General features: G+C 70.9%; 13 protein-coding genes. 4 read left to right on the top strand and 9 right to left on the bottom strand.

Annotated elements, in window-relative coordinates; all coding sequences use genetic code 11:
- Positions 1–74: 74 nt before the first annotated feature.
- Complete coding sequence (locus ASF68_RS09850) at positions 75–1,511, top strand: glucose-6-phosphate dehydrogenase (protein WP_082498563.1); 1,437 nt, start codon at positions 75–77, stop codon at positions 1,509–1,511.
- Between the two features lie 66 nt (positions 1,512–1,577).
- Here the strand turns inward: ASF68_RS09850 and ASF68_RS09845 are convergent, their stop codons facing one another.
- Entirely contained in the window at positions 1,578–2,759 is a 1,182-nt protein-coding gene (locus ASF68_RS09845) for an alcohol dehydrogenase catalytic domain-containing protein (protein WP_056009765.1), read from the bottom strand.
- Between the two features lie 90 nt (positions 2,760–2,849).
- On the bottom strand, positions 2,850–3,776 hold the full coding sequence (locus tag ASF68_RS09840; protein WP_056011713.1) for a LysR family transcriptional regulator: 927 nt from the start codon (positions 3,774–3,776) through the stop codon (positions 2,850–2,852).
- Between the two features lie 72 nt (positions 3,777–3,848).
- On the opposite strand from ASF68_RS09840, the gene ASF68_RS09835 reads away from it, so the two are divergent.
- Positions 3,849–4,787 (top strand): DMT family transporter, encoded by a 939-nt coding sequence (locus ASF68_RS09835; RefSeq protein ID WP_056009763.1) that lies wholly within the window; start codon positions 3,849–3,851, stop codon positions 4,785–4,787.
- A 6-nt stretch (positions 4,788–4,793) separates the two neighbouring features.
- On the opposite strand, the gene ASF68_RS09830 is transcribed toward ASF68_RS09835, so the two are convergent.
- Genes ASF68_RS09830 through ASF68_RS09815 form a run of 4 tightly spaced genes read right to left on the bottom strand, consistent with a single transcriptional unit; the run spans position 4,794 to position 6,625 of the window.
- The gene (locus ASF68_RS09830; protein WP_056009761.1) at positions 4,794–5,147 is read right to left on the bottom strand and encodes a hypothetical protein; all 354 of its coding nucleotides are present in this window, start codon (positions 5,145–5,147) and stop codon (positions 4,794–4,796) included.
- Positions 5,147–5,767, bottom strand: coding sequence for an Asp23/Gls24 family envelope stress response protein (locus tag ASF68_RS09825; RefSeq protein WP_056011709.1), 621 nt, complete (start codon positions 5,765–5,767; stop codon positions 5,147–5,149). The genes ASF68_RS09830 and ASF68_RS09825 overlap by 1 nt, the downstream gene beginning before the upstream one ends.
- On the bottom strand, positions 5,764–6,315 hold the full coding sequence (locus tag ASF68_RS09820) for an RNA polymerase sigma factor (RefSeq protein ID WP_056009759.1): 552 nt from the start codon (positions 6,313–6,315) through the stop codon (positions 5,764–5,766). The genes ASF68_RS09825 and ASF68_RS09820 overlap by 4 nt, the downstream gene beginning before the upstream one ends.
- Before the next feature lie 7 nt (positions 6,316–6,322).
- Positions 6,323–6,625 (bottom strand): hypothetical protein, encoded by a 303-nt coding sequence (locus ASF68_RS09815; RefSeq protein ID WP_056009757.1) that lies wholly within the window; start codon positions 6,623–6,625, stop codon positions 6,323–6,325.
- A 131-nt stretch (positions 6,626–6,756) separates the two neighbouring features.
- Between ASF68_RS09815 and ASF68_RS09810 the strand changes: the two genes are divergently transcribed.
- Positions 6,757–7,281 (top strand): MarR family winged helix-turn-helix transcriptional regulator, encoded by a 525-nt coding sequence (locus ASF68_RS09810; protein WP_056009755.1) that lies wholly within the window; start codon positions 6,757–6,759, stop codon positions 7,279–7,281.
- A gap of 253 nt (positions 7,282–7,534) precedes the next feature.
- Here the strand turns inward: ASF68_RS09810 and ASF68_RS09805 are convergent, their stop codons facing one another.
- Complete coding sequence (locus ASF68_RS09805) at positions 7,535–7,891, bottom strand: hypothetical protein (RefSeq protein ID WP_082498562.1); 357 nt, start codon at positions 7,889–7,891, stop codon at positions 7,535–7,537.
- A gap of 63 nt (positions 7,892–7,954) precedes the next feature.
- Complete coding sequence (locus ASF68_RS09800) at positions 7,955–8,269, bottom strand: helix-turn-helix transcriptional regulator (protein ID WP_056009753.1); 315 nt, start codon at positions 8,267–8,269, stop codon at positions 7,955–7,957.
- A gap of 82 nt (positions 8,270–8,351) precedes the next feature.
- Here ASF68_RS09800 and ASF68_RS09795 point away from each other — a divergent pair, with 82 nt between their 5' ends.
- Positions 8,352–9,587, top strand: coding sequence for an MFS transporter (locus ASF68_RS09795; RefSeq protein ID WP_200936415.1), 1,236 nt, complete (start codon positions 8,352–8,354; stop codon positions 9,585–9,587).
- Here the strand turns inward: ASF68_RS09795 and ASF68_RS09790 are convergent.
- A complete protein-coding gene (locus ASF68_RS09790; RefSeq protein WP_056009751.1) occupies positions 9,576–10,067 on the bottom strand; it encodes an Lrp/AsnC family transcriptional regulator in 492 nt (163 codons plus the stop codon). The genes ASF68_RS09795 and ASF68_RS09790 overlap by 12 nt on opposite strands.
- Between the last annotated feature and the right edge of the window lie 65 nt (positions 10,068–10,132).

The following is a 10,132-nucleotide window of genomic DNA, read 5'->3' as shown; positions in this document are numbered from 1 at the left end:
TGCGGCTCAGTGACCGGGGGCCCGGGCCACCGCAACCCCGAGCGTCTCGCAGCCGGTTCGGTGAGGATGGGACCATGAGCGATCAGTCCGACACCACCAATCAGCCCGATCCCGACGACCAGCCCGGCATCCCCGATGCGGAATCCCTCGAACCCACGAAGCGCACCATCGCGATCCTCGGCGCCAACGGCGACCTGGCGAAGCGGCTCCTGATCCCCGGCCTCGGCGAGGTCGTCGACGCCGCGCGCGGTCTCTCCCTGCAGATCATCGGAGCCGCCCGCACGCCGCAGGCGAACGAGGAGTGGCGAGCCACCGTGCGGGCGAGCCTCGAGGACGCCGGCATCGGCGACCGGACCGTCGACGCGCTCGTGTCGACCACCGAGTTCATCCCGACCGACGCCTCAGACCCGGACGAACTCCGAGCGCTCCTCGACGCCTGCACCGGCTCGCCGATCCTCTACATCGCCCTGCCGCCCTCGGCCGGACGCAAGGTCGCCGAAGCCCTCGCGCAGATCGACCTGCCCGACGACCTCCTCATCGCCATCGAGAAGCCGTTCGGCGACGACCTCGCCGACGCGCAGGCGCTCAACGCGGCGCTCGCCGACGTCGTGCCCGAGGAGCGGCTGTGGCGGATCGACCACTTCCTCGGCAACGCGACCGTCCTCGGGATGCTCGGCCTGCGCTTCGGCAACCGGCTGCTCGAGGCGGGCTGGAATGCGGAGCAGATCGAGAAGGTCGAGATCTTCTACGACGAGGAGCTCGGTCTCGAGGGTCGCGCCAAGTTCTACGACCAGACGGGGGCGCTGCGCGACATGCTGCAGAGCCACCTCCTCATGGTGCTCGCGCTCACGGCGATGGAGCGGCCCGACGCGGTGACGCCGACGGACGTCCACGACCGCATCGCCGAGGTCCTCGGGGCGGTGCGCCTCTGGAAGGACGATCCGTCGACCGCCCGTCGCGCCCGCTACACCGAGGGTCGGGTGGGCGAGCGCTTCTTCCCCTCCTACGTGGACGAGCCCGACGTCGACCCCACGCGCGACACGGAGACGCTCGCGCAGATCCTCCTGCAGGTCGACACCCCGCGCTGGCAGGGCGTGCCGTTCGTCCTGCGCTCCGGCAAGGGCATCAGCGACCCGCGTCGTGAGGTCGCCGTGCACTTCCGTCGTTCCGCGGTGCCGACCGGTCTGGACGCTCCCGACGGACCGTCCGACACCGTCCTCCGCATGTCGCTCAAGGGCGGCGCCGTGCACCTGGACCTCATCGTCACCGGCGCCGACGACGTGGACGGGCTGCGGCGCGTCGAGCTGGAGGCCGACCCGGGTGCGGCGACCCTGAGCGCCTACGCGCAGGTCCTCGCCGGCCTGCTGCAGGAGAACACCCTGCTCTCGGTCCGCGGCGACATCGCCGAGCAGTGCTGGCGCATCGTCACCCCCGTGGTGAACGCGTGGGCCGCGGGCGAGACGACGCTCGAGGAGTACGAGGCGGGGAGCGCCGGTCCGAGCGACTGGTGACGCAGTACTGCGATGAGAACGACCCGCGCCGAGTGATCGGCGCGGGTCGTTTCGTGCGGTTAGCGGTTACGCCGAGGGCTTCAGGACGACCTTGATGCAGCCGTCCTCCTTCTTCTGGAACGTCTCGTACATGGCGGGGGCCTCGTCGAGCGGCACTCGGTGCGTCGCGAGGTCGAGGACGCCGAGCGGATCGGCGCTGTCCTCGACGAGCGGCAGGAGCGTCGGGATCCAGCGGGCGACGTTGCACTGGCCCATCCGGAGCGACACCTGCTTGTCGAACATCGACTTCATCGGCATGATGTCCGCCTCACCGGCGTAGACACCGCTGAGCGACACGACACCGCCACGGCGGACGAGGTCGAGTGCCGTGTGCAGGGCGGCGAGGCGGTCGATGCCCGCGTGCTCCATCGCCGGTCGGGCGACCGCGTCGGGAAGCAGCCCGACCGCGGTCTGCGCGGCGGCGGCGACCGGTGAACCGTGCGCCTCCATGCCGACGGCGTCGACCACGCCGTCGGGTCCCCGTCCGCCGGTGGCGTCACGGAGTTCCGCGACGAGGTCGTCGGACAGGTCGAGGGCGCGGATGCCGTGTCGCTCGGCGAGCGCGCGACGCTCCGGGACCGGGTCGACGGCGAAGACCTCGAGGCCGCGGTGCTTGGCGATGCGGGCGGCCAGCTGGCCGACGGGACCGAGGCCGAGCACGGTGATCGAGCCGCCCTCGGGAACCTCGGCGTACTCGACGCCCTGCCAGGCCGTCGGGAGGATGTCGCTCAGGTACAGGTAGGACTCGTCGGGCAGCTCGCGGCCGACGACGATGCAGTTGGCGTCGGCGAGCCGCACCTGCAGGAACTCGGCCTGCCCGCCGGGCACCTGGCCGTAGAGCTTCGTGTAGCCGTACAGCGAGGCGCCGCTGCCGTGCTCGGTCACCTGGGTGGTCTCGCACTGCGACTGCAGGCCGTTGCGACACATGAAGCACTCGCCGCACGCGATGGTGAACGGGATGACCACGCGGTCGCCGACGGAGACGCGGGTGACCTCGGAGCCGACGGCTTCGACGACGCCCATGGTCTCGTGGCCGAGGACGTCGCCGCGGTCGAGGAACGGGCCGAAGAGTTCGTAGAGGTGGAGGTCGGAGCCGCAGATGGCTGCCGAGGTGACGCGGATGATCGCGTCGGTCGGGGCGGTGATCGCGGGGTCCGGGACGGTCTCGACCGACACCGAACGGCGACCCTGGTACGTGAGTGCGCGCATGGATGCTCCTTCGTCGTTGTCCTTCCACCCTGCGCCTCCCGAGGCGTGGGTGACGGGGGGTGGACGTCTCGTCGGAGGGCTGATACGTGGTCAGCGGGCGGCGTCGACCGCCACCCGCAGGAGTGCGGCGAGCACCGTCCGGACGGTGGTCCGCGCCATCGCCTCGGGCCGCGCCAGGACGTCGACGTGGCGGACGAGGACGGCGCCCGCGACCGGGCGGAGGACCATGCCGTCGACCGCCAGGGGAGCGGCGGTCGTCCGCGGCATGACCGCGATCGCGGCACCGGTGCGGACCACCTGGGCGGCGACGGAGAACTCGTTGATGCGGTGGTCGATCCGCGGCGCCTGCCCGCTCATGGCGCCGAGGTGGTGGAGCACCCCGGCGAGCGGGAAGCCCTCGTGCGTGGAGATCCAGGGTTCGTCGCGGAGGTCTTCCGGGCGGACCTCAGGCTGCGCGGCGAGCGGGTGCGCCTCGTGCATGGCGATGTCGAGTGGTTCGACGAGCAGCGGGGTCACGACCAGCCGGTCGAGCGGCCAGGCCGGTTCGTGGGGGAGGCGGTGGGCGACCACGAGGTCGTAGTCGGCGGTGAGGCTGGCGAAGCGGTCCTGGGCGACGTCGGCGTCGGCGAGCAGGAGGCGCGGGACGGGGCCGGCCGGCCCGGTGCTCCCCGGCGACCCCACCGCGGTCAGCAGGGGGCCGAAGAGTGCGAGCCCGGCGCTGTGGAACGCGGACACGCTGACCGGGCGCTGCTCGTGCTGGAGGAAGGAGTCGACGGCCTCCCGCGCCTCCGCGAGCGCCTCCTCGACCCGTGCGGCTGCGACGGCGAGAGCCTCACCGGCCTCGGTGAGCACGAGCCGTCGGCCACGTTTCTCGGTGAGCGGCACCGGCAGGGTCGCCTGCAGGGCGGCGAGCTGCTGCGAGACGGCGGAGGGGCTCACGTGGAGCGCCTGGGCGACGGCGACCACACTGCCGCGGTCACCCAGTTCTCGGAGGAGGCGGAGTCGGGCCGGGTCCATGCGCATCTCCTTCATCGTCGATCCAGACACTGGCCGTTGTTCTACCGTGTCCGTCTCCTGGAGAGTAGCGGCATGGCCCGCCGCGCACCCGCTGAACTCCTCGTCGACATCCTCCTCGTCGGCGTGGCTGCCGTCTGGGGCGCGAGCTTCCTCGCCGCCAAAGACCTCGCGGCGGTCACGGGGGTGCCGTCAGCGGTCGCCCTCCGGTTCCTCGTCGCGGTGATCGCGGTCGGACTCATCTGCCTCGTGCGCCGGGAACGGTTGCCGCGCGGCCGCGGGTTGCTCATCGCGGCGGGACTCGGCTGCTCGCAGGCGGCGATCATCGGCCTGGAGACCTGGGGCGTGCACCTGACGTCCGCGACCAACGCGGGGCTGCTCATCAGTCTCGCGCTCGTCATGACCCCCGTCCTCGACGGCGTCGCCTCGCGATCCTGGCTGCCGCGCTCCTACTTCGTGGCGGCGGTCGCCGCCGTGGTCGGCGTGGCCCTGCTCGTGTCCGACGGAGGTCTCCGCGCACCCACCGCGGGCGACGCGCTCGTGATCGCCGCCGCGGTCGTCCGTGCCGTCCACGTGACGTCGAGCGCGCACCTGACGCGGGGCCGTCGGGACAGCACCCTCGGAGTGGTCCTCGTCCAGATGGTCGTCTGCGCTGGCGCGTTCTCGCTGCTCGCCGGCGGCGGACTCGCGACGGCCGTCTCCCGACTTGACGCCCGCGGTTGGGTCGACGTGCTCTTCCTCGGCCTGCTGTGCTCGGTGTTCGCGTTCGTCGTCCAGCTGTGGGCCGTCCGCCGGACCTCGGCGTCCCGGGCGAGCATCCTCATGGGGACGGAACCCGTCTGGGCGCTCCTCGTCGGTGTGCTCGTCGCCGGCGAGGCGATCGGGCCGCTGGGGGCGTTGGGCGCCGCCCTCATCATCGTCGCGAGCTACGCGGGCCAGGCGATCGAGCGACGCCACCGGCAGCGCACCGTCGGCACCGCACCACCGTCGCAGCAGGAGCCGGCGCCGGTCTGAGACGGGTCAGCGGATGGGGGCCGCGCCCTCCTCGATCCGGCACACCCGGACGTCGATCCCGGTGATCGCCGCCGCACCGTCGCGCTTGAGCAGGACCGAGCGGATCGCATCGCCGACGAGCCGCGTGGTCGCCGGGACGGGCGTCCCGTCGGTCACGCCGATCGTCACGCGCACCACCACGGCGCCGTCGTCCCCACGGGTGACGGCCACCTTCGCCGGTTCGTCCTCCCGGCCGAACGCCTCGGTGGCGACACGCAGCACGGCTCGGACCGGCGACCCGGACGCGTACACCGCCGTCACGCCCGGCGTCGCGGCGACGGCGGTGGTCAGCAGCCGCGAGAGTTCCACCTCGGTGTCCATCAGGAGTCCTCCGGCCGCATGAGGCGCTGCGTGTGGATGTCGATGATCGTGACGTCTACGGCGGTGACGTTGAGCTCGGTGTGGATCGCGAGTTCCGCGGTGACGCGATCGCGGATCCGCTGCGACAGCTGCTCCAGGTTGTTGCCGAAGGCCGCCGAGGCCGTGATCGCGACCGTGACCGGTGCGTCGAGCACGGTGACGTCGCCGTCGAGGCGGACACGTCCGATGATCGCGCCGCCGACGTCGTCGCCGACCCCGCGGATCAGGGTGCGGACCGAGCCCTCGGTCAGGTGCAAACGCACCTCGGGATCCGGGTGCCTCAGGGGGATGTCGCGACCGGCGTGCGCCTCGAGCGAGATGTTCTGCAGGACGGCGTGCATCCAGGAGCGGTCGTGCTCCGAGTGGGTCGCGGCTTCCGACTTGAGGAGCGCCCAGGTCTGGGTGCGGAGGCGGAGCAGGGCGTCCAAGGCGAGCTGGCAGCCGGGGGAGTCCTCGATGCTCGCGTCGCGCGGTTCACGGCCGCGGTCGAGGTACTCGGAGAGTTCGTCGATCGTGTGTCCGTCGAGGTCCGCGCCGTCGAGGCCGTCGAGGGTCGCCTCGGGGTCGACGTCGTCGTTCATCGCCACACCTCCATCTCGCGCAGGACGGTCTGTCTGGCCCGAGCGAGCTGCCCACGGACCGTCGACGCCGGCACGCCGAGCGACTCGGCGATCTCCACGTAGGAGAGGCCGCCCGTCTCCTTGAGCATCCAGCACTCGCGCTGCATGGCGGGGAGGCCGTCGAGGACCATTGCGAGGGCGCTCATCTGCATGCGCACCTCGACGACGCGTTCCGGGGACTGATGGGACGGTGCGGGGGCATTCCAATCCTCGATGTCGCTGTGTTCGCGTCGGCGTCGGAGGCGGTCGATCGCGCGGTTGGAGACCATGCGCATGAGCCAGGACTTCACGGCGTTCGGGTCGTTCAGCCGGTCCAATTGTCCCCAGGCCTGGATGAGCACGTCCTGGACGACGTCCTCCGCCTCGGACCGTTCCCCGAGCACGCGCACGGCGTACGCACGCATGAGGGAACCGTGTCGGAACACGATCACCTCGAACGCGGCGACGTCTCCGTCGGCGGCGCGTTCGGCGAGGATGCCGTCCGGGAGGAGCTCGAGTGAGCGCTTCACGGAAGGGTCAGAGGACGGCGAACGCGGTGAAGGCGACGGCGGTCGCGGACACGAGCGCGGACGCGGCGACCGTGGCGACGTACGGAAAGGGGAGCGACTTCGCCGGACCGTTCTCCACCGCTTCCTTCGCGCGGAGCAGGGAGACGAAGATCCCGAGGTCCTTCCCGGTGCTCGAGGCGGCCACGAACCGGCCGTCCCGGAACTCGACCATCCCGGCGTACTCGCCGTCGATCGAGGCGACCCAGAGGGTCGCGTCCGGCTCGGCCCAAGCGACCATGGTCGTCGCGCCTCGCTCCAGCACCGTGCTCATGACTGCTCCTCGTTCGTGGTGGGTGTTGTTAGAGAATCTAGCGATCCATGCGTCTGCATGAACCCCACTTGACATCACGATCAGCACTCCGCTAGACGATCTCGTTACGAGAACCACTACTGTTGGACTTCATGAGCGCCGAAGCCGTTGCAGCACAGCACTACTGGTACGAACAGGACGAGCACGAGCGCGGACGCCGCATGCTCGAAGCCATGCGTCTGTACCGCGCTGCAGAGGCCGCCATGCGTCGCCGCACCCGCGACGAGATGCACATGGGCGAGAACGACCTGCTGGCCCTGCGCTTCATGCTGCGCGCCAAGCAGGACCACCGCCTGGTCAGCCCCACGGACCTCGGTGCCTACCTCGGCATCAAGACCTCATCGGTCACGGTCATGCTCGACCGCTTGGAGGCGGCGGGCCACGTGGTCCGCCGGCCGAGCGAGACCGACCGTCGGCGCGTGACCGTGTCGACCACCGACTTCGCCGACGCCGAGGTCCGCAAGACGCTCAGTCACATGCACCACCGCATGATGGAGGCGACCACCGGGATCGAACCGGAGATCGCGGCCGGCATCGTCGACTTCCTCGACCGCATGCGCGAGGCCGTCGACTCGATCGACCGGTCGCCGGAGGACGTCGCCGACGCGCAGCACTGATCGGCGCCCCGACCGGCCGCCGCATCGGCGGTGAGACGTACGAGGCGGGCCCCACGGTCTGATCCGTGCGACCCGCCTCCGAATGTCTTCGACGATTTCGACCACGCGCTGCAGGCCCTCCAGGCACCGCTCGAGCCGACTCTCAGAAGTCCCCGACCTTCGATGGTCTCGATGGTAATCGAGCACCCGTCGGGCAGCCGATGCTTGAACGGCCGTATCGCTTGTGCTACCCGGGCTCGTGCCGGGCGTCACCTCAGCTGTCGCCGGGCTTCTCGGGGTAGTCGCCCTCGGGCATCAGCTCGAGGCCTGCCGGCGTGTAGGTGCGATCGAGCATGGCCTGCAACCACGCGCGGTTGAGCGCGACCGGGCGCGAACCCGTGAACCGGAAGACGATGGGCACGCCGGTCTCGATCCAGATCGCGTAGCGGCCGGAGCCGTGAGCCGGGTCGATGGTCCAGGACAGCAGGAACGCCTCGCCCTTGCGGAGCTTCGAGACGACGACCATCTGCACGTGGGCGAGGGTCCGATCCTCGAGCTCCAGCGCCTCGTTCCCGTACCGCAGCGTTCCCATGTTCCCCGTCCCCCGTTCGTCGTGTGCGCGGTCGATCACCGCACTGACGATTCTGGCAGTTCCCGTCCGGGCGCCGTGAGTCCGAGGCGTGGGTGCGGTCGATCAGTCCGCGTCGAGGACGGCGTCGAGCAGGCCGGGGAATCGCGAGTCGAGGTCGTCTGTGCGGAGGGTGAGCGTGCGGCGGCGACCGTTCGGCTCGTTCCGGATGACGCCGGCCTCGCGGAGCACCTTCATGAGGTGGGACTTCGTCGACTTCGGGATCGTGGGGTCGAGTGCGGTGCAGTTCGCGGCGTCCATGGGCCCGTCCCGGAGCTGCCGCACCATCTCGAGCCGGTCCGGATCGCTCAGCGCGAAGAGGACGGCCGGCAGCTCGATCGCCTCGCGGTCGGGGTGTGCGAGATCGGCGGGCGCTGGCATGGTTCGATAATAGTTGAACAATCACCGGGAAGCGCGTATCGTCCAATCGTTCGACATTTTTGGAACCAAAGGAAGCCGCCCCGTGCACACGACGACCCCGTCACCCCCGACCCGACCCGTGCCCACCATGCCCGCCGGCGAGCGTGCGCTTCCTCGCCGCCGGTTCGGCTTCGTCCTCGCCGGGCTCGGCAGCACGCTCATGCTCGCCGGTGCGAGCGCCCCGTCACCGTTCTACCCGGAGCTCCAGGAGCGGCTCGGCATCGGCCCGATCGGCGTCACCATCGCCTTCTCGGCTTACGCGCTCGCCCTGCTGGTCGCGCTCCTCACGATCGGCTCGGTCTCGGACCACCTCGGCCGACGCCCGGTGATCACGGCCGGATTCGTCGTGCTCGCCGTGAGCATGCTGCTCCTCTGGCACGTCGATTCCGGAACGCTGCTGTACCTCGCCCGGGTGCTCCAAGGGCTCGCCAGTGGGGCGCTCCTCTCGACGCTCTCAGCGACGATCATCGATCTGGCGCCACCCGGACGGCCGCGAGCCGCGACCCTCCTGAACGCCATCGCGCCGATGATCGGCCTCGCCGCCGGCACGATCCTCGCGGGTGTTCTGCTGCAGACGGTCGCCGACCCGTCGAGCTGGACGTTCCTGCCGCTGGCGGTCGCCTACCTGCTCATCGCCGGGCTCATCCGGCTCGTCCCGGAGACCTCGGCCCTCGCTCCCGGGTGGGCGCGGGCCATCCGACCTCGCGCCGCCGTGCCCGCCGAAGCCAGACGGCTCTTCGTCGTCAGCATCCCGATCGTCCTCGGCGGCTGGGCGACCGGTGGCCTCTTCCTCTCCCTCGGGCCGAGCATCATGCACACGGAACTCGGCGTGGACGGCCAGCTCGGCGGCGCGCTCCTCATCGGACTGCTGCCGGCCGCCGGGGCCGTCGCCGCCGCGGTCCTGCACCGACGCCGACCGGTCGTCGCCGCGGTCTACGGGGCGTCCGCGCTCTCCGTGGGCACGATCGTCCTGCTCGTCGCCCTCCTGCTCGGCTCACTCCCGATCGCCGTGGTCGCCGTCGTCATCGCGGGGACCGGGTTCGGGACGGCGTTCATGGGCACGATCGCCTCGCTCGTCCCGCTCGCGCCGGCCGACGAACGCGCCGAGCTGTTCGCCGCGCTCTACATCGTCGCGTACCTGTCCTTCGGGGTCCCGGCCGTCATCGCAGGGCTCCTCGCCTCGGCGATCGGGCTCCACGCCACGGTGCTCGGCTACGGGACGGTCGTCGCGATCGCCGCGGGCACGGCCGCCGTGGTGCGCGCCCGCTCAGCCCGCTGACGGCTCCTCGGCGAGGCGGTCGAGGAGGCTCGACGAACGGTAGGGGATGACCTCGATGAGCGAGACCTTCGTGTTCGTCCGGACCACCCCCGGCGCGGCGAGCAGGACGCCGGCGATGCGGTGCAGATCCTCCGTGTCGTGCGCGACGACCTTCGCGAAGAGATCGGCGTCGCCGGTGGTCGCGTGCACCTCCACGATCTCCGGGATCGACTCGAGTGCCGCATAGGCCTCCGTCGCGAGGTCCTGCCGGATGGAGATCTCGATGAACGCGGTGAGTGGGTAGCCGAGCGCCGACAGTCGCACCCGGCGACTCGGGGCGCCCAGTGCGCCATTCGTCTCGAGTCGACGCAGGCGGGCGTGGACGGTGTTCCTCGCGACGCCGAGGGTGCGCGCGAGCGCGAGGGTCGTCATGGACGGGTCGTCGTCGAGCGCGGTCAGGATGCGCGCGTCGAGGTGGTCGATGGTCGCTGCATGAGGCATGTTGCTCACTCTCGGGCCGGGAATGGAGCACGATGACCACTGCACTCTACCCGTGTTGCGCAACG

The sequence above is a fragment of the Plantibacter sp. Leaf314 genome, from assembly GCF_001423185.1.
GTDB lineage: Bacteria > Actinomycetota > Actinomycetes > Actinomycetales > Microbacteriaceae > Plantibacter.
This window is presented reverse-complemented; position numbering and strand designations above follow the sequence as displayed.

Coding starts and splice junctions, on each gene's coding strand:
- ASF68_RS09835 (WP_056009763.1), top strand. CDS start 3,849: ATGGCCCGCCGCGCACCCGCTGAACTCCTCGTCGACATCCTCCTCGTC.
- ASF68_RS09815 (WP_056009757.1), bottom strand. CDS start 6,625: ATGAGCACGGTGCTGGAGCGAGGCGCGACGACCATGGTCGCTTGGGCC.
- ASF68_RS09845 (WP_056009765.1), bottom strand. CDS start 2,759: ATGCGCGCACTCACGTACCAGGGTCGCCGTTCGGTGTCGGTCGAGACC.
- ASF68_RS09800 (WP_056009753.1), bottom strand. CDS start 8,269: ATGCCAGCGCCCGCCGATCTCGCACACCCCGACCGCGAGGCGATCGAG.
- ASF68_RS09825 (WP_056011709.1), bottom strand. CDS start 5,767: ATGAACGACGACGTCGACCCCGAGGCGACCCTCGACGGCCTCGACGGC.
- ASF68_RS09850 (WP_082498563.1), top strand. CDS start 75: ATGAGCGATCAGTCCGACACCACCAATCAGCCCGATCCCGACGACCAG.
- ASF68_RS09790 (WP_056009751.1), bottom strand. CDS start 10,067: ATGCCTCATGCAGCGACCATCGACCACCTCGACGCGCGCATCCTGACC.
- ASF68_RS09810 (WP_056009755.1), top strand. CDS start 6,757: ATGAGCGCCGAAGCCGTTGCAGCACAGCACTACTGGTACGAACAGGAC.
- ASF68_RS09840 (WP_056011713.1), bottom strand. CDS start 3,776: ATGGACCCGGCCCGACTCCGCCTCCTCCGAGAACTGGGTGACCGCGGC.
- ASF68_RS09830 (WP_056009761.1), bottom strand. CDS start 5,147: ATGGACACCGAGGTGGAACTCTCGCGGCTGCTGACCACCGCCGTCGCC.